We start from the raw sequence: 17,930 nt of genomic DNA on the forward strand, positions 1-17,930 counted from the left end.
AATGGATAACAGAACACAGATTAATCAAGAAATTCAATCTGCCCCACAAACGGCGATAAACAGCGAAATAGCTGAACAGTATCAGGCACGAATTGAAAGTGTTTCCGAAGTAAGTACAGGACTTCTCGAAACCGGCACGATAGTATGTGATAAGTACACTATCGAAAATCGTCTGGAAGTAACATCAGGCGAGGCGGATCTATATGTCTGCTCCGCTGATGGTCATCAATATGTTGCCAAAGTCTATAAACGGAAGTTTGCCATTAAAGACGAAGTGATTCAAGCACTTCTCAGCATTGATTCTCCATATGTAGCAAAACTCTATGAAACATCAACATATAATGGATTCCCAATTGAGATAATCCCCTATTACAAAAACGGAAGCCTTCAGGGCAAGACTTGCTCCTATGATGACCTTATTCGTATGGTGATTCCCAATATAAACGAGGGACTAAAAGCATTACATGATTCCGGGATAATTCACAAGGATCTCAAACCATCAAACATAATGTTGGCTGATGACGACAAGAGTGTTGCAATTATAGACTTCGGCATAAGCTCCGTCGTGAGCGAGGGCAGCACCGTTGTAGTAACAAAGACCGGCATGACGCCCGAATACTCTGCTCCGGAAACATTTCGCAACCTATTTCTCGAAGAATCCGACTACTATTCTTTCGGGATCACGCTCTTTGAGTTGTTTTGCGGCTATACCCCTTATGCGAACATGAGCTCAGAGGAAATAGAGCAATATGTTTCAGTGCAGCGCATCCCGTTTCCGGAAAATATGCCAGCTTTGCTCCAAGACTTTATTTCTGCCCTGACCTATTACGATATCACAAACAGAAAAAACAAGAGCAATCCCAATCGTCGATGGACATATGACGAAGTGAACAAATGGCTCAATGGCGAAAGCCTTGTCATTCCAGGTGAAGGTATCGGTAATGTCGGGAAAGGCATTATGCCGACCTACATCTTTATGAATGAGTCATTTACCGATCCGGCATCCCTGGTGACGGCATTTGCGAAGAATTGGGAAGAAGGCAAAAAACAGCTTTTCAGAGGTATGGCCACCGCACATTTCCGAGCATTTAATCAGGACATTGCTAAACACTGCATTGAAGCCGAGGAAGAAGCAAGCCGCACTAACGGGAAAGACGATATAATCTTTTGGAAACTGCTCTATCAGATCAACCCGAAGCTAAAAGGCCTCTATTGGAGAGGGCAAGTTTTTGAAAGCCTTCCGGCGCTTGGGCGGGATATGCTGGAACGTCTATGGAAGAAAGACAAAAGCCAATATCCTTATTATACCAGCATACTTACCGAAAAGCTTCTATCGCAATATGTCGCTATGGCTGCCCCCAAAAACGAGAGCTTAAAAAAGGCGGCAACTGCAATCGAAGACTCATATCAGTTTGAGATTAATAATCACATGGATATGCAAAGAACGTTCTACCTGATGGCCTATACAATATCGGGGCAGAAACTTCTATGTATAGCAGGTCAACACTTTAGAACTGTTGGAGAGTTGGCGGGATATATGCGTTCACAATTGGATGAATCCTTTGAAGCGTTTGAAAGCCTCTGCCATAAGCTCGTGGACTATGATGGAAATCTGGACATTCAACTTGAAGCCTGGCTTACTGCAATTGGGAAAAAGAAAGAATTAGACAGGTGGAGATCACTCATGAACGAGTGACATCGCATAGCGAGAAAGAGGTAAATAATTATGAGTGGCCCTAAGATATCCGTATATGAACTCTCTGCTTGGGCGAGGCGCAACCTTAGTGGGCAAATCAGATGTCAACAACAGACTTTTGCTTGCGTCGAACAGATTCGCAACCTGATTCGAGAAATATTAAGCTCAAGTGGAAGCATTGATTCAATATTAAGCAATCTTTCTATGCTTCTCGAAAGAACCGGAAAAGGCGCAGAAGAAGTGCAGTTGCTGACTGATTTGAAAGCAACGCTTAAAAAGGACTGTGCAGCATTCCAGAAGGATCTTGAGGACAACATCCCACAGCCCGCAACAACGATTACAATTAGCGATGAAGCTCTTGCTGATAAGAAAGCATTATTGGGAAAAATAAAAGCAATCCAAACGGAGGCCGCTTCATATCAGGCCAATCTGTGCAAAGTATTATCTCAGGGCGGTCATCAGAATAAGGAGCATTCGGGCGAGCTTTATGATGATATCGTCTCGGATATCAACGCAGCCGCTTCGTTTGATATTGCCGTTATCGATGTTGCTAAGGATGACTTCCATACGACGTATAAAATGCTTGAAAGAAAACTTAGCTCGCTCATGCTGGACAGCTCCTGTCCAGCAGAGATCAAAGCCGAAGCAAAGAAAGCTGTAACTGCACTTGGGAAAATTACAGATCTTGATTACTTAAAGACATTTGAAGCTGTTTCTGTTAAGCCGTTGTTGAAAAAGTATCAGGATGCCGTTTCGCGCCTTTCAAAAATACAAAACGATTATCAGATGCTATTAACCCGTTATTTAGCCCTATTCACCTTGACAGGCAGCGAAGCAAAAACCGTTCCCATAACTGATGAAGCAATCTCGCTTTTACAAACCGAGATTTCCAAACTCGAGAAGCAGCTCGTGAGGCAAAAAGAGCAGGAATACATCAGCAGTTGTGTTGATCAGGTTATGGTTGAGATGGGATATGACCTCCTCGGACATCGTGAAGTAACTAAGCGAAGCGGAAAACGCTTCAGAAATGAGTTGTATTCTTATGGAAAAGGAACTGCGGTCAATGTTACCTATGCTTCCGATGGTCAAATCACTATGGAACTTGGTGGAATTGACAGAGCTGATCGCGTTCCGAATCTGGAAGAAACGGATATGTTGCGCGAAGACATGGAATCATTCTGCGAAGATTTCGCCGAAATCGAGAAAAGATTACAAGCAAAGAGCGTCATCATCGGAAAACGCATTGCCATGTCTCCGCCCTCGACAGAATACGCTTCAATCATCAACATCAACGATTATGAAGTAAAGTCATCCAAGCCAATCGCTACGATAACTGTCACCAACAAGCGCAAGAGAACGTCAGTAAAACAGACCATGAGAAGGGATGATAGCTAATGGCTTTAGAAAAATATAAGGTTTGCCCTGCTTGTGGTGAACACAATCCACCCGTTCTCTTAGAATGTAAGAAATGTGAAACCGATCTCACGGGAGTTAAGGTCGTTGACAGCGCCTCTGAGCTTAGTGATACCCTTGAAAAGGAAGACTCAGCCAAAGTCGATACCCAACAAGAGTTAGTGAAAATCTGCGATTGCGGTGCACATAATCCTCCCCAAGCAAGGAAGTGTATTTCCTGTGGAGAAGACATATCAGACATACGACCGACTGCGACCTTTCAGAAGCAAAACATATATGCGCTTCAATCCGTATCTGACGATTACTCTTTTGTCATCGATAAGCCTGTTACCATCATTGGTCGCGAGGCAGAAATGCAGGATTACCTCGCTCAGAAGCCTTATGTGAGCCGACAGCACGCTAAGTTTACCATTGTAGGAAATGAAGTTTTTATTGAGAATTTGAGCAGTACTAATCATACTTTCGTCAATAATGCTCTAATATCCAAAGAATCGCCAACTCTCCTGAAGGAAGGCGATGAAATTGGACTTGGTGGAAAGGTTATAGATGAACAGCGCCAAGCCAACGCAGCGTATTTCATTTTTAAGGTGACATCATGAATGTAGCCAGAATCCTTTATCCAGTTAAGGTGCTCGGCCCCGGCAATCGCATTGGGATTTGGCTGTGTGGATGTTCACGTGAATGCGCTGGATGCAGCAATCCAGAGCTGTGGCACATGCGGGATGAATACGAAATAAGCGTCTCACAATTATTGAATCTTATAACTGAGATAGCAAATAATCGGTATGTAGACGGCTTCACTATTACTGGCGGCGAACCTATGGATCAGAGCCAAGAACTGGCCGTCTTTATAAAATATATAAAAAAAATAAGCGATGATATTCTTATCTATTCGGGGTATACGATTGATGCTTTATATAAAAAAGATGCGCCAGACATGGGCAGCATCCTTAACTCTATTGCCATATTAATTGATGGAGCATATATCGAAGATCGCAATAACAACACGCCTCTTGTTGGCTCGGACAATCAAAAAATCAACATACTCAATTACAGATACAAGGAACGCTATGAGAAATATTTAAGTACAATAAACAATCAGATACAGAATTTCACCACGACCGATGGAGTCATTTCGGTAGGAATTCATAGAAGCAGCTTTAAAAAAGAACTTGATGAACGAATTGATTGGGTTAATAGAGATCGGGAGTAGGCTAATGAACGGGACATATAATGAAAAATTAAAAACAGGTGGAGAACTACTGGTTAGTGCAATTAATTGGTCGATACAGTACTACTTCTCTGGCCCAGAGATATAATGGAACTTTCGTAATGATTTCAGGCAATATGATTGATATCTATAGATGCATGGGATAAAAATTATAACAAATATTGTGAACTACAGCAAAGTATACCTGCTATCTGGTGGGCAATATGAAACAATTGGACTGATGAACACGTCCATCAGGATTGATGGATTCTTCGAAGGAGTTTGCCTTCAAAGTTACCTCGCTCACAAGCTGGTATTGTTGAGGTGATAAGTGATTATGAGTATGCTCGTGATCGAGCACCAAAGCTTATGGAAATGTTAAATTAATCTATAAAGGCTCAAGAGGAGGGTTTGAAATGGCTGACTATATATCAAAGTGGCACCGTGAACTCGGTATCTTTAGCCGAATTAAGCCTTTGATTATTATAGAAGGAAATGTTTTAGATGTTTATCAATACCCGTTGGAAGGAAGTATTTCCAAGGGGAGTATTCTTAGGCTTCCAGAATATCTTCATTACTATTTCAAAGACATAGGCTATCAAACCATCGTGTTCTTTGACAGCATGCAGGGCTTTTATAATACCTGTGAAGACGGCCACATTGATGAATTCGCACGCTTGAGCAATACGAGAGACGATGGTAAATTCATTCGGTCAGAATTCAAAGGCAAGACAAATTCTGCCTCTGCTATCGTGCGCTCTGCTGTAAGTCAAAATCAAAGTTCAACAGCCATTATCATGAATCTTGCCTCCCGCTACATTACTTCACCGGACAATCTGGAGCAAGCTGAGGTAGACAGCTTCACAAACTTACTGCTGGCGTCACTTGAAGGGAAAGACGTCCGGACAGAAGGAGGCGCTCTGAAGAATATCGTCGTAATGATCGTAAACAAAACCAATGACGTTCCGGTATGGTTTTACCATGACAACCCGAATGTTAAGACGATCACAATCAGCACACCTTCCAAAGAGGAACGCGAACAGCTCGTAAAAGGTGAAAATTTTACCAGTTTCTTTGCCCCAGATATATATGCGGAAGATATCGCTTACTATGAAGAACATCCAGATGAGCTTGAAAAAGTACAAGATAAATTCGTCGGTCTGACAGAAGGATTCAGCTTCACGGAGATTAACGGTCTTCGCCGCCTGTGCAAGAACGAGCGAACCCATATCCGTCACATGTCAACGGTCATTGATCTGTACAAATACGGGATTAAGGAAAACCCTTGGGATACGCTGGATGAAAACGAACTAAAAAATGCACATGAGGATTTTGAAAAGAGGATCAAAGGGCAGGACTATGCGATAACCAAAACGCTCGACGTTGTCAAACGCGCAGTGACCGGTATGGCAGGGCTACAGCACTCATCCCATACGAAGCCCAAGGGCATTCTCTTCTTTGCAGGGCCTACTGGTACCGGCAAGACCGAAACAGCCAAAACGCTTGCCGAAAAGCTGTTTGGAGATGAAAGCTGCTGTATTCGCTTTGATATGAGTGAATATGGTCAGAGCCATAGTGACCAGAAGCTCCTTGGGGCGCCTCCTGGATATGTCGGTTATGAAGCCGGAGGCCAACTTACAAATGCAGTTAGGGAAAATCCTTTCTCCATTCTGTTGTTTGACGAAATAGAAAAAGCGAATCCTTTGATCTTTGATAAGTTCCTGCAAATATTAGAGGACGGCCGTATGACCGACGGGCAAGGAAATACAGTGTATTTTTCCGAGTGTATTATTATTTTTACAAGCAACCTTGGTATCTTTACTTGGAATGCTATGGGCAGCAGAGAACCCAATGTCACCGCAGAAATGGAATACTCGGAAGTTCAAAAAAAAGTTAGGCAAGCTATTGAAGACTATTTCAAGCTGGAGCTCGGTCGTCCTGAGATTCTCAATAGAATCGGAGAGAACATCATCGTATTCGACTTCATTCGGCCACCAGTTGCTGAAATCATCTTGGATGCTTTGGTAAACAAGATAATCAAAAACCTTGCAGCGGAAAAGAGAATCGACCTGGTATTGTCAGACGAAGCGAGAGCGACGCTCCTTGAGAAGTCTCTCGGCAATCTTGCAAACGGTGCCAGAGGCATCGGTAACATCGTTGAGAGTTTGCTCATAAACCCCTTGTCTCGTTATCTCTTTGACAACTCCATAAAAGGAGATGAAAGAATTGTCATCAGATCAATCGATGCTGAGAATATCCCGTTTAATCTAAATTGTACTCGAGGTGAGGTCGAATGATTTACGTTGCCACACGAGCGGGTAACGGGAAAACAGTAAGTGAAGATCGCGTTCTTGTCGGACGTAATGTGATATGTAATGCCTCCGCTGACTTTCCTATTCCCGCAAGAGGTTTTGTTTGCGTTGCAGATGGGGTTGGCGGAAATACAGGAGGCGCTGAAGCATCTGAGTTCGTTGTCAATGCGCTGATGTCATTTGCCGAAACTAATGAAGAACTCTCCAAAGAGGCGGTCACTAAGCATTTGTGGAAGATCAATTCCGAACTGCTTTCCTTTGGTCAACAGCAAAGTGGTCGATACCAATTGGCGACAACACTGACCGGAGTGCTATTTTCCGAAACCGAAAAGTATCTCATCCATATTGGAAATACAAGAGCCTATGTTGTGCAGGCGCATTTTCTAAAGCAACTGACATATGACCATACCGTAAGCAACTGGCTAAAGAGTATGGGAAGAATTGACGAGGCTGAACAATGCAATAAGAATGAGATCACTAATTGCTTCGGCGGCGGCAATGAAACTTTGTTTAAACGGCTGGATATAAGTTCTTTACAAGCATTTCACACAATGCTATTAACATCCGATGGAGTCCATGATTTTGTAAGTGTCGCAGAATTAGAGCAATTCATGTCATCGGATATTCCGGGAAACTGTAAATGTGAGAGAATCGTTGAGTCAGCGCTGAGTGCTGGATCACAGGATGATTTATCTGTAGTCATCATCAATTCACAGGAGGGATAGAAAAATGGGTTTTCGCATGAGAAAAAGCATAAATCTCGGGGGAGGTTTCAAAATCAATCTCAGTAAATCTGGCATTGGATACAGCTGGGGTGTCCCAGGCTATAGGATCACTAAGACAGCCAAAGGAGCCACGCGCAGAACTTACTCGATACCTGGCACCGGTATTTCATATGTTGATGAAACAGGCCACAATTCGCATAACCACGCCAACAATAACGGTACAAGAACCCGCACTAATCAATATGCAGACCCATCCGGTTACATCCAGACACCAGGTTACGATCAAGTTCGAAATATCGAAATTGCAGATATTGAACAACTCAAGACAGCGGAAGCTGATAATATCACTGCAACTATAGAGAAAACGATGAGGTTCAATAAATGGGGCACAATCCTCTTGTGGTGTGGACTGTTAGGCTTTGCTCAGTGGTATTTTTTTGTTCTGCCTATTATCGGGATTGTGCTGAAAGTAGTTGCCCATAAAACCGGAGTAGTTGATCTCGACTACTCATTTGACGACGAGAAAGCAGATGAATACAATAGGCGAATAGGTGCTTGGTTGGTCTTGTCTGAAGGTGACCGAGAATGGCAAGTAATTCAAGAGGCTTCTGTATCCAACACAAAGGTTAACGCCGGAGCGGGAAGAAACATTAAGAGGGTTGTTTGTAGAATAGAGAAAGGAACTCCGTATTATATCAGGACAAATGTTGAAACAATTCAGTTAAAGCTTCAAAAAGAATTGCTTCTGTTCCTTCCGGACAAAGTATTTATCATCAGAAAAAAGAAAGTTGGTGCTGTAAACTACAGCGATGTGGTAATACGGACTTCTCAGGTCAAATTCGTTGAGACCGGCAGGGTTCCAAAAGATGCTCAAGTCGTAGACAGCACATGGCAATATGTGAACAAAAACGGAACCCCAGATCGGCGCTATAGCAATAACAGACAGCTTCCGATCTGCCTCTATGGTATAGTAACAATCACTTCACCGAATGGCATAAATGTTGAAATGCAATTTTCCAATATTCAGAAGACTCAAGATTTTGAGGCATTAGCGCGCTAATTCTGTGAGGAGGTGAAACATACCGAGTCCGGTGTGATTTTCAAATAATCCTCGCCCCATGGTTATTGGTAAGGTAGTGCATTTGAACAATGGGATGAGCTTTCACGATAGCAATTACAGTAGGAAAAATCTCAATAAAAACAGAATGAACCCTAAAAAAAGGAAACAAGAGAACCGTCCTCTTGCTTAGCAACTCATGCAAAAGGCATAGGCATTGCTATTTATACGGAAGATTTTCAAAACGAGTTTATTTCACTTACGGATATTGCAAGATATAAAAGCGATGAGCCTAAAGATGTAATTAAAAACTGGATGAGAAGCAAAGATACAATTGAATTCCTGGGTCTTTGGGAGCAATTACATAATGACAGATTTAAAGGGGTCGAATTCGACGCCTTTAGAAGACAAGCAGGTTCAAATGCTTTTACATTGTCTCCGCAGAAGTGGATAGAAAATACAAATGCAATTGGTATCGTTTCTAAATCAGGTCGCAATGGCGGAACTTTTGCTCACTCCGATTCATGACATATGCCAGTGAAGCAGATGTGTTGAATGTAGCATTGTTTGGAATCACAGCAAAGCAGTGGCGGGAAGAACATCCTGATAAGAATGGAAATATCAGAGATTATGCCACATTAAACCAACTGCTGGTTTTGGCTAACATGGAAAGCTATAACGCGATTCTGATTGAACAAGGCAAACCTCAATCAGAGAGACTTCAACTGTTGAATAAATTAGCCATTCGTCAGTTAGAAGCAATTCAGAATATTGGTATTGATACAATTAAAAAATTGGAAGGTAAATAAGAGTACTTGCATTTAAAGTTTATCTTGATGTGTGGGTGCCGCTTTAGTGGCTTGGATGTCTATTTAATAAGATGTCTGCTCACCCTAATCAAAGAATTCGGGGTGTTTTTTCCTGCGATGAGCCATTCTCTTATCCTTCCATTCAGCCAGCACGGTGTACAGCGAAGGCACCACTATCAGTGTCAGCATTGTCGATAACGCAAGACCGGAGATAATTGTCGTGGCTATCGGGGTGAAAAGCGGGTCCCCGGATAGAGCCAGAGGCATCAGGCCGGCTATGGCCGTCAGCGAGGTCAGCAGGATCGGGCGCAGGCGGGCCTCTCCGGCGTGGATGACCGCCTGTTTCAGCTCTACCCCCTTCTTCCTGGCTTGTTCTATAAAGTCGATCAGGACTATCCCGTTACGCACCACAATCCCCGCCAGCGAGATAAACCCCATCATGCTCATGAAACCCAGCGGGGTACGTGTGACAAAGAGGCCGATAAGCCCCCCTGCGACAGCCAGGTAAACCGTGCTCATAACCAGGAGCGGCAGGCTCAAGGAGTTAAACTGGATAGCGATCACGATTAGAATTAAAAATATCACCACAATCGAAAGCCTGCCCATGTCAGCGAAAATATCCGTTTGTTCCGACATCTCTCCCCCGGTTTCCCAGCGGTAACCTTCCGGCAGCTCCATCTGTCCCAGGAACTGGATAATCTCCGTCATTACCTCCGTTGCCGTGCGGTTATGGACATCGCCCGTGATGGTGACCACCCTGGACAGGTTGCGGTGAGGGATATTCTGCAGAGTAAAGGAAGGTTTGACCACAGCCAGTTCGCTCAGGGGGATCTGTTCCCCGCGGGCATTGGCCACCGTCAGGTGCTGGAAGACGGCCATGGGATCACCTTCGCCTTTCTCCATATACATTGTCATGTCGATTAGATCTTTTCCGTTATCAAACTGGCTGACCGTAATCCCTTCACTGACCAGGCGCAGGGTGCGGGATAAATCGGTGTAATTAACCAGACGCTGGTCCATCATAGGCTTGTCGACCTGAAATTCCAGGGCGTAGCTGTCAATCCCGAAGTTGTCCTGGATGTTGTAGGCGCCAGGCACCTTGGATATCCTGTCTTTAACCTCCTGGGACAGCTGGCGCAGTTTGCCGATGTCTGTGCCGTAGATGTGCACGGTTATCGGGTCGCCTACCGGCGGGCCGGTTATCAACAGCCAGGGGTTGACGTCAACCCCCGGGTACTTTTGTTTAAACTCCGCACGCCACTCTTCCGACACCTCAGCCTGGTTGACCTTGTTGGTGTCCACTTTGGCCATGACCATGGCAGATCCCTCCGACACATTGCTTAAGTCTGTGCCTCCTCCGAACCACTGGTAGGCATGACCTCCGGAAACGGCCATCACCCCGGTTACGCCCGGCTGGCCTGCTACCCAGGCCTGTAATTCCATGGTGATACGGTTGGTTTCTTCAACATCGCTGCCCTTGGGAAGGGTAATTAAAACCGGGAGCTCCTCACGGTCCGCCGCCGGGAAGAGGTCAACCGGGATAAAGGGGATCAGTCCGTAAGCTATAGTGCCGATGAAGACACCGGTCAGGCCGGTACGCAGGGGACGCTTCAGCATAACAGGCATAAGCCTTCCGGCATACCAGGCAGTCAGCCGGGTGATCTGCCTGCCCAACAGCCCGGCAGGCTTGTTTTCGCCGCCTGCCGGCGGTAGGCGGCGGCGTTCGTACCAATTGCGGAATATGGGTACAATAGTGACGGCCATGACCATCGAGGCCAGCATGGTCAGTGAAATCACGATCGGTATGGGTCTGATGAACTCGCCTGAATTACCCCGCAAGAACATCAGCGGGCCAAAGGAAAATATGGTGGCCAAGTCTCCGTCGAAAAGGCGGTCCGCTCCCTTGACCACGACCTGGTCTCCGTCTTTGACGCCGGAAAGGATCTCAAGATGGTTGTTGAAAAGCTCTCCGGTCGTCACAAAAGTTTTGACCGCTTTATCACCCACAGCTAAAAATACGTAGGGCTTCTCTTCTCCCCGGCTTAAGACCGCCTCCACGGGGACGAACAGTCCTTCCTTCATGGCAGCGGTGCGCGAGGCCTTGACGACCTGCCCGGGGAACCAGTCACGCCGGGGATTTGGCACCTCAACTTCTACGCTGATGGTACCGGTACCCATTTTCCCTTTGTTTTAACAAAGAAACAACAAAAAAACGGCTATAACGGCCGTTTTGGACATCTTACATTAAATACGTTGTTTTTTGAGAACATAAATTCTTAGGAAGCAAGAGGGCCACCCCCTTACTTCCCTACCATGCCTTCTTTTGTACTCGTTGCTCTATTTCTGACCATAACAGGTAGAATAGGCCGATAACACCAAGTGACAAACTGATCTCAGTTAAAGGCGTGTCCACAAATCTCAATGAATCCTGCACCAAGCTTTGCATGCCGCTTAAGGTTTCAATTTCTTTTTCTGAGACAAAGATTGCTGCGCTTAAATACCTGACACAAAATGTTATAACCCCTAAGGCAATAAATCCGAACCCCACGCCTCTTTTGGACATCCCAAACCCCTCTCTCATCTTATACTAAGTTTTATATAATTGCCCAAAAAACAATTTAATTATACATTTGAAGAAATTAAAACCAAATTGGTTGTTCTATGAGCGCCCTCTGAGTACGAACACGCCGGCCAGCACCACCAGCCCGCCGGCCATCTGCCAGCCCGTGAGGAGCTCGCCCAGGATTAAGAAACCAAGCACCGCCGTCGCTGCCGGTTCGAAGGTGCTGATGATGGCCGTTCGGGAGGCCCCGATTATTTTGACGCCCCGGAGTAGCGCCGCCATGGCCAGGACTGTCGATACGATGCCGAGGACGATGATGGCTAACAGCGCCTGCAGGTTAAAGTCGAAACTGACCTGGCCGCGGGCAAAAGTGATTATGACGGTTGCCAACGCCACGATAGTCGTAACGTAGGCGTTATAGACCGTGGTATCAATGTCTTTGAGCAGGCGGGTCGTCCCAACCAAAAAAATGGAATTGGTAAAGGCGGCCGCCAGTGAAAGCAGGACTCCGCGTAAATCAAGCCCGTTCAACGGCTGCCCGAGGATGATGGCGCAGCCCGCGAAAGTAAGCAATAGGGCTGCGCCTTTTCGCCAGGTAAAAGGTTCCCGCAGGACGAAAACAGACAGGACCGCGACAAGGGTGGGATAAAGGTAAAGAAATAAAATGGCCATGCCGGAAGGTATGTAACGAAAGGCCTCGAACAGGGCCAGGACGGTGAGAGTTTGGGCACCCAGGGAGAGCGCCGCGACTGCGGCCAACTGCTGTCGCGGCAGCCTGTACGCATATTTTCCCGCCTTGATAATCAGCCAAAATATAACTGCGGCCAGGATGTAGCGCAAGGTAAGCGTGATCATGACGGTGGCCCCACCCTGGTAAGCCAGCTTCGCCGCCACCGCCTCTATGCTTAGACAAATAGTCGAAAAAAGGACCAGAGCCACTCCCAGTCCCTGGCGGCTGCTTTTTTGTTCCTTTAAAATACCCGCATCACGTGTATCGCCAGGTTGCATAAATAAATCTCCTGTTAAAGAAATTGGTGAATTAATATAAGGCACGTATCATGAAAAACCAGCCGATGTAGGTGCGATTTTAATCGCACACGGCGCGCCAGCGCCGAACTTGGGTATCTAAAGGAACTATTGTGCGAATGAATTCGCACCTACATTTTTTAAATAAGATACATATATAGAAGGAACCGGCATCAGCCGATTCCAAATCCAACCTCAAATATCTTGCCCGGATGATTAACCTTTGATTAGGGGGAGCACTTGGCGCAGATGGACCGGAACAGCGTCGTGCTGAGGTAGCGGTCGCCGCGGTCGGGTAGAATCGCCACTATGACGCCTGTACTCATCCTTTCGGCTATCTTGAGAGCTCCGGCTACGGCCGCTCCGCTGGACATACCGACAAAAATTCCTTCTTTGGTGGCCAGCAACCTGGCAGTTTCGTAAGCCTCGTCATCCTCAATAGTTATGATTTCATCCAGCATGCCGGGGTTATAGATCTCCGGCACAATCGCTTCCTGCATGTTTTTGAGCCCCTGGATAGCATGGCCTACGGTAGGCTCAATACCAACTACCTTAACCCCCGGTTTTTTCTCTTTGAGATACCTGCTCGCCCCCATTAAAGTGCCTGTAGTACCCATACCCGCCACAAACACATCGATTTCCCCGTTCGTCTGGGCATATACTTCCGGCCCCAATGTCTCATAGTGGGCAAGGGAATTGTTTTCGTTGACAAACTGGTTGGGCATATAATATTTGTCAGGTTCTTCTTTAATAACCTGGTGGGCTTTGCGGATCGAGCCGTCAGTTCCTTCCTCTGCCGGAGTAATAATAACATCCGCGCCGAAGGCTTCCAGGATGCGGCTCCTCTCAACGCTGACGCAGCCGGGCACCACAAGTGTCACCTTGTAGCCCTTGGCCGCTCCAATCATAGCCAGGGCAATTCCGGTATTTCCTGAAGTCGGCTCAAGGATAATCTTGCCTTTTGTCAGTTCACCGGATTCCTCCGCTTTTTTAATTAGATAATAGGCTGTACGGTCCTTAATCGAACCGCCTGGATTACAACCTTCCAGCTTCCCTAATATCTTGACCTTCGAACCGTTGGTTAGTGATTTCAACTCAACAAGCGGGGTATTCCCGATAGAATCAAAAATATCCATTCACATGCCGCCTCCCAAGTTATGGCAATATACTGATATATATTCTGCCCTACACTGCATCTCCTGCCTAAAGGGGCATCGTATCCATTATACAGCCTTCTGGCCCATATGAAATACAAAATTTTTTTATTACCAAAAATTTGTTCCTGTCTGTTCGTAAATATACAGTTGTCATTTTCCAAGCCGGAGCCTGCCCATCAGGTAGTGCTGCAGATAGCAGTCAACCGAACGAATAATTTCTGTATCCGGCAGGCTGTCAATTATCTTATTAATATAGCCTTTTCTGGCTGCCTCCGCCAGCGAGTAAGGAAAATTAAGATCGTAAAGCCACGAGAGGAGCAGCAGCTTCCGGTCATTAAGGGTTTTTACGTCATCATAGTAGCATTTTTTTTGCTGCAGCAGGTTCTCAACCAGGACCGTTGAACATTCCCCGGTGTCGGGAAGGTTCGGCCCCAGTACGGGCTTTAGCGCCTCACTCGGACTGGTTAAAAATTGCACGGTCATCTCCAAAATATCCAGTTTGTCCGCATCCCTGATCAGGCGGGAAAACAACAACTCCCGGCCCTGCAGCGTCCCGGGCAGGTCGCAGGCATTATGATGCTCAAGGGCTGTTCTGATGACGGATTGTTCCGGCCCCGGCAAGCCACGCAGCGCCCCGACTCGATCCAGTTCCCGCAAGCCAAGCAGGGCATGGTTTTCTGAGCGCCTGTCGTTAAAAGTACGATACTGAGCATACTGTTTGAAGCGCCCGAGGTCATGCAACAAAGCTACGGCTTCAGCCAAATTCAGGTCTTCTGCCGTCAGTTGCAAGCTGCGGCCGATCTGAACAATTTGCCGGCACACTCTTAAGGTATGCTCTTCCTTCAGCCGCACCCCTATCTGCAGTTCGGGATCATCACTGTAATAACCTCTCACGTAGCCGTCAAACCAGTCTCGTAAAACCTTTAAATGAACCTGGTCCAAAATTTGAACCTCCTGCTTATCTCCAAGATCCATTATGCATACAAACTATTCCTGGGAAGAGCAATGCATTTCCTGATAACTGGCATAATTATTATCATAAGCCCAAATAATCACTCATTTTGGAGGAATGTTAACCTTCCCGGGCTGTATTCCACTTACTTCCAGGATGTGGCTCAAGCCAACCGTCCCGAAGCTTCCGCCAGCATCTCGCGGATGGGCAGGTTGTAGGGACATCTCTCCTCGCACTCGCTGCAACCGACGCATTGGTCCGCGGTTGCTTTTAAACCATGGTAGCGCTCCCTGGCCCATTCCTGCAAATTATACCTGCGGTAATAGCCGTCCAGTAAAAACACCGACGGGATATCGATGCCCTGCCGGCAAGGCCGGCAGTACTCGCACCTCCTGCAAAAAACAGTCCCCAGACGGCCACTCTCTTCATCCAGCGCTCTTCTTTCCTGTGCTGAAAGAGGCAGCGGGTCAAGCCCGGCCTTGACATTCTCCTCCAACTGCTTTAGTGAATCCATACCCGGAATCACCGTGGAAACAGGATGCTCCAGCACAAAACGCAAGGCCAGGCCGGCATTGCTGAAAGCGCCCCCGGCCAGCGGCTTCATGATAATCACACCGGTTTCTGTTTGCCCGGACAGGTCCAGCAGTTCCCGTACGCCGTTCGATTCCACGGGGTTGAACGGAAACTGGACGGTTTCTATTTCAGGAATTCGCAGGATTTCCAACAAAAATTCCTTGATGTGTCCGGTTACACCTATATGTCCGATTAACCCTGCTTCTTTGGCTTGCTGCAAAGCATCCAAAGCGCCGCCGGGGCTCAAGACCTTTTCCAGAGCAGCTTTGTGCTTGATGTTATGCATCTGGTACAGGTCGATATATTCCACTCCCATGGCTTTCAGGCTGGTCCGGATATCCGACGCCATGTCCCCAGCTGTCCGGGCCATAGATTTTGTGGCAATGATTGCTTCATTTCTACGCTGCCGCAAAACAGAGCCCAGCTTTGCTTCGCTGTCGGTATAACCTCTTGCCGTATCAAAAAAATTTATCCCCAGATCCAAAGCCTTGTGAACTATTAAACCAGCTTCGGCCGCTGAGACCCGTTGAATAGGTATACCACCAAACCCGATTACTGAAACCTGCAAACCCGTGCGACCCAATACCCTATACCTCATCATGTCCTCCCGTCATCAGCAGTCCCCTGTTCCAGGCCTTCGAAAAAATAAGTTTTAAACCCGGCGCCGTTTAATATATTCTGTTTGTTTAATACAATTTCCTCCAAGATTTTTCACCATCACGGTTATACGGATAACCTGACCAAGGCCGGTAAAACAGATTAAGATTAAGATAAAGAAAAGCTATGAAATATTTTTCTTATCATAGCCTTTCTTTATGAAAAAACTCAGTATTTATCCAGCGCATATCAATCAGAACATTAACGCGTTGGACCTAAAAATATAAGTCTCTTGTACCTTCTTCTATTTTCTTTAATTCACTAATAGTCATCTGTTTAATCCTGGGATCCGGGATCATTTCTAAATGCTTTTGAATAGTCCTCTCCCCAATTTCTCTGGTTTCCGGACCGGCGTAGTCTATCAGATATTCTTTAAACGTCAATATGGCGTTGGGCTGACAGACGTTTTGAATTTCCCCGCTTTTGGCCAGGGGCATAAACCGGTCTCCCGTTCTGCCTTTGCGATAACAGGCGGTGCAGTAACTTGGAATATAGCCGGATTCGCAAAGATGGCGGAGAATTTCATCGGGAGTCCGGGTGTCCTCCACCTCAAATTGAGGAGTGCTTTCTTCTTCCAGACTAATACCGTTTTTGATTTCCTCCAGCTTCTTCTTGTATCCGCCTATGCCGACGCAGGAAGCGGCGCTCATTTGGGATATGCCCAGGTCAATGACTTCGTCCCTGTAGCCGGGTTTTTCACGGGTAGAGATGATCAAGCCGGTATAAGGCACCGCCAGGCGGAAAACCGCCACTATTTTTTTGAACTGGTCATCGTTAACCAGATAGGGAAAGGCGCTTAAATCCACATCCTCCGCCGCTCGCAGGCGCGGGAAGGAAATGGTGTGAGGACCCACGCCAAACTTTTCTTCCAGGTGTAAAGCATGGAATATAAGAGCCACTACTTCAAACCGGTAGTCGTAAAGGCCAAAAAGCGCTCCCATCCCCACATCGTCGATGCCGCCTTCCATAGCTCTGTCCAATGCGGTGGTATGCCAGTCATAATCCCGTTTGGGACCGTAGGGATGCATTTTGGCATACGTTTCCCGGTGGTAGGTCTCCTGGAAAAGAATATACGTGCCAATACCGGCCGCTTTCAACTTTTGATAGTCTTCCACGGTAGTGGCGGCAATCTGGACGTTGATCCTCCGGATGGAACCGTTGTCCTTCATGGTATCATAAATTGTTTTCATCGCCTCTGTTACGTATTCAATAGGAGCATTTTTGGGATCTTCCCCCATATCCAGCATTACTCGCTTATGGCCTAGCTCTTCCATGGCCTCTATTTCTTCGCGGATTTCTTCCATGGACAATTTTTTGCGGACCGCGTCGCTGGTACTGTGAAAACCACAGTAAACACAGCCGTTCACACAGTAACTGCTCAAATATAGAGGCGCAAACATCACGATCCTTTTTCCATAAATCTTTTCTTTAATGTATAAAGCGGCGGCAAACATTTTTTGCAGCAACTCTGGATCTTCCAACTGGATTAAAGCCGCCACCTCACGGGGGGTTAGGCCTTTTGCCGCTTTTGCTTTTTCAATAATGGACTCCACTTCGCTATCAGGGATGGAAGCCGTTTCCTCCAACAGTTGATTGATTAAAGATTCGTTAATAAAGTCCGCACAATAGGTTTTTTCCATTTAATGCTCCTTTCTTTATTGTCCCGGACTGCAAAAAAGTAAAACCTCCCGTCTGGAAGGTTTTATTGACTAAAAATATATATCCACCATACCCCCGGGATCAGAGCAACCTCTTCCCCCTCAGATAGTCAAACCTCCCT

Annotated in this window: 16 protein-coding genes; 9 read left to right on the forward strand and 7 right to left on the reverse strand. The window is 46.3% G+C overall.

Going from position 1 to position 17,930, the window contains the following annotated elements:
• The first annotated feature begins 1 nt into the window (after window position 1).
• From Psch_RS06550 to Psch_RS21630, 9 genes are all read left to right on the forward strand, one after another.
• Entirely contained in the window at window positions 2-1,696 is a 1,695-nt protein-coding gene (locus tag Psch_RS06550) for a protein kinase domain-containing protein (RefSeq protein WP_190239572.1), read from the forward strand.
• Window positions 1,697-1,726: 30 nt separating this feature from the next.
• Window positions 1,727-3,091 carry a hypothetical protein gene (locus Psch_RS06555; protein WP_190239573.1) on the forward strand — a complete coding sequence of 455 codons (1,365 nt, stop codon included), beginning with the start codon at window positions 1,727-1,729 and terminating at the stop codon, window positions 3,089-3,091.
• Window positions 3,091-3,708 (forward strand): FHA domain-containing protein, encoded by a 618-nt coding sequence (locus Psch_RS06560; RefSeq protein WP_190239574.1) that lies wholly within the window; start codon window positions 3,091-3,093, stop codon window positions 3,706-3,708. Before Psch_RS06555 ends, Psch_RS06560 begins: the two co-directional genes overlap by 1 nt.
• The gene (locus Psch_RS06565) at window positions 3,705-4,322 is read left to right on the forward strand and encodes a 4Fe-4S single cluster domain-containing protein (RefSeq protein ID WP_190239575.1); all 618 of its coding nucleotides are present in this window, start codon (window positions 3,705-3,707) and stop codon (window positions 4,320-4,322) included. The genes Psch_RS06560 and Psch_RS06565 overlap by 4 nt, the downstream gene beginning before the upstream one ends.
• A gap of 413 nt (window positions 4,323-4,735) precedes the next feature.
• Window positions 4,736-6,616: an AAA family ATPase gene (locus Psch_RS06570; RefSeq protein WP_190239576.1), complete on the forward strand. Its 1,881-nt coding sequence runs from the start codon at window positions 4,736-4,738 to the stop codon at window positions 6,614-6,616.
• The gene (locus Psch_RS06575) at window positions 6,613-7,356 is read left to right on the forward strand and encodes a PP2C family protein-serine/threonine phosphatase (RefSeq protein WP_190239577.1); all 744 of its coding nucleotides are present in this window, start codon (window positions 6,613-6,615) and stop codon (window positions 7,354-7,356) included. The genes Psch_RS06570 and Psch_RS06575 overlap by 4 nt, the downstream gene beginning before the upstream one ends.
• A gap of 4 nt (window positions 7,357-7,360) precedes the next feature.
• A complete protein-coding gene (locus tag Psch_RS06580; protein ID WP_190239578.1) occupies window positions 7,361-8,416 on the forward strand; it encodes a DUF4236 domain-containing protein in 1,056 nt (351 codons plus the stop codon).
• A 264-nt stretch (window positions 8,417-8,680) separates the two neighbouring features.
• On the forward strand, window positions 8,681-8,941 hold the full coding sequence (locus Psch_RS21625; protein WP_427910089.1) for a KilA-N domain-containing protein: 261 nt from the start codon (window positions 8,681-8,683) through the stop codon (window positions 8,939-8,941).
• 23 nt (window positions 8,942-8,964) lie between these two features.
• On the forward strand, window positions 8,965-9,222 hold the full coding sequence (locus Psch_RS21630; protein WP_206663728.1) for a hypothetical protein: 258 nt from the start codon (window positions 8,965-8,967) through the stop codon (window positions 9,220-9,222).
• 84 nt (window positions 9,223-9,306) lie between these two features.
• Here Psch_RS21630 and Psch_RS06590 read toward each other — a convergent pair whose 3' ends face one another.
• The 7 genes from Psch_RS06590 to hydG form a co-directional block, all read right to left on the reverse strand.
• A complete protein-coding gene (locus Psch_RS06590) occupies window positions 9,307-11,400 on the reverse strand; it encodes an efflux RND transporter permease subunit (protein ID WP_190239579.1) in 2,094 nt (697 codons plus the stop codon).
• 130 nt (window positions 11,401-11,530) lie between these two features.
• Window positions 11,531-11,785: a hypothetical protein gene (locus tag Psch_RS06595; protein WP_134218054.1), complete on the reverse strand. Its 255-nt coding sequence runs from the start codon at window positions 11,783-11,785 to the stop codon at window positions 11,531-11,533.
• Window positions 11,786-11,881: 96 nt separating this feature from the next.
• Entirely contained in the window at window positions 11,882-12,793 is a 912-nt protein-coding gene (locus tag Psch_RS06600; protein WP_190239580.1) for a DMT family transporter, read from the reverse strand.
• A gap of 245 nt (window positions 12,794-13,038) precedes the next feature.
• Window positions 13,039-13,947, reverse strand: a complete 909-nt coding sequence (locus Psch_RS06605; RefSeq protein ID WP_190239581.1) for a PLP-dependent cysteine synthase family protein — start codon at window positions 13,945-13,947, stop codon at window positions 13,039-13,041.
• Window positions 13,948-14,118: 171 nt separating this feature from the next.
• On the reverse strand, window positions 14,119-14,910 hold the full coding sequence (locus tag Psch_RS06610) for an HD domain-containing protein (RefSeq protein ID WP_190239582.1): 792 nt from the start codon (window positions 14,908-14,910) through the stop codon (window positions 14,119-14,121).
• A 173-nt stretch (window positions 14,911-15,083) separates the two neighbouring features.
• A complete protein-coding gene (locus Psch_RS06615) occupies window positions 15,084-16,094 on the reverse strand; it encodes an aldo/keto reductase (RefSeq protein ID WP_345789058.1) in 1,011 nt (336 codons plus the stop codon).
• Window positions 16,095-16,365: 271 nt separating this feature from the next.
• On the reverse strand, window positions 16,366-17,790 hold the full coding sequence (gene hydG / locus Psch_RS06620) for a [FeFe] hydrogenase H-cluster radical SAM maturase HydG (RefSeq protein ID WP_190239583.1): 1,425 nt from the start codon (window positions 17,788-17,790) through the stop codon (window positions 16,366-16,368).
• Between the last annotated feature and the right edge of the window lie 140 nt (window positions 17,791-17,930).

Origin of the sequence: Pelotomaculum schinkii, assembly GCF_004369205.1 — a bacterium.
Taxonomy (GTDB): Bacteria; Bacillota; Desulfotomaculia; order Desulfotomaculales; family Pelotomaculaceae; genus Pelotomaculum_C; species Pelotomaculum_C schinkii.

Coding starts and splice junctions, on each gene's coding strand:
- Psch_RS06570 (WP_190239576.1), top strand. CDS start 4,736: ATGGCTGACTATATATCAAAGTGGCACCGTGAACTCGGTATCTTTAGC.
- Psch_RS06615 (WP_345789058.1), bottom strand. CDS start 16,094: ATGATGAGGTATAGGGTATTGGGTCGCACGGGTTTGCAGGTTTCAGTA.
- Psch_RS06555 (WP_190239573.1), top strand. CDS start 1,727: ATGAGTGGCCCTAAGATATCCGTATATGAACTCTCTGCTTGGGCGAGG.
- Psch_RS06580 (WP_190239578.1), top strand. CDS start 7,361: ATGGGTTTTCGCATGAGAAAAAGCATAAATCTCGGGGGAGGTTTCAAA.
- hydG (WP_190239583.1), bottom strand. CDS start 17,790: ATGGAAAAAACCTATTGTGCGGACTTTATTAACGAATCTTTAATCAAT.
- Psch_RS06600 (WP_190239580.1), bottom strand. CDS start 12,793: ATGCAACCTGGCGATACACGTGATGCGGGTATTTTAAAGGAACAAAAA.
- Psch_RS06550 (WP_190239572.1), top strand. CDS start 2: ATGGATAACAGAACACAGATTAATCAAGAAATTCAATCTGCCCCACAA.
- Psch_RS06565 (WP_190239575.1), top strand. CDS start 3,705: ATGAATGTAGCCAGAATCCTTTATCCAGTTAAGGTGCTCGGCCCCGGC.
- Psch_RS06595 (WP_134218054.1), bottom strand. CDS start 11,785: ATGTCCAAAAGAGGCGTGGGGTTCGGATTTATTGCCTTAGGGGTTATA.
- Psch_RS06590 (WP_190239579.1), bottom strand. CDS start 11,400: ATGGGTACCGGTACCATCAGCGTAGAAGTTGAGGTGCCAAATCCCCGG.
- Psch_RS06560 (WP_190239574.1), top strand. CDS start 3,091: ATGGCTTTAGAAAAATATAAGGTTTGCCCTGCTTGTGGTGAACACAAT.
- Psch_RS06575 (WP_190239577.1), top strand. CDS start 6,613: ATGATTTACGTTGCCACACGAGCGGGTAACGGGAAAACAGTAAGTGAA.
- Psch_RS06605 (WP_190239581.1), bottom strand. CDS start 13,947: ATGGATATTTTTGATTCTATCGGGAATACCCCGCTTGTTGAGTTGAAA.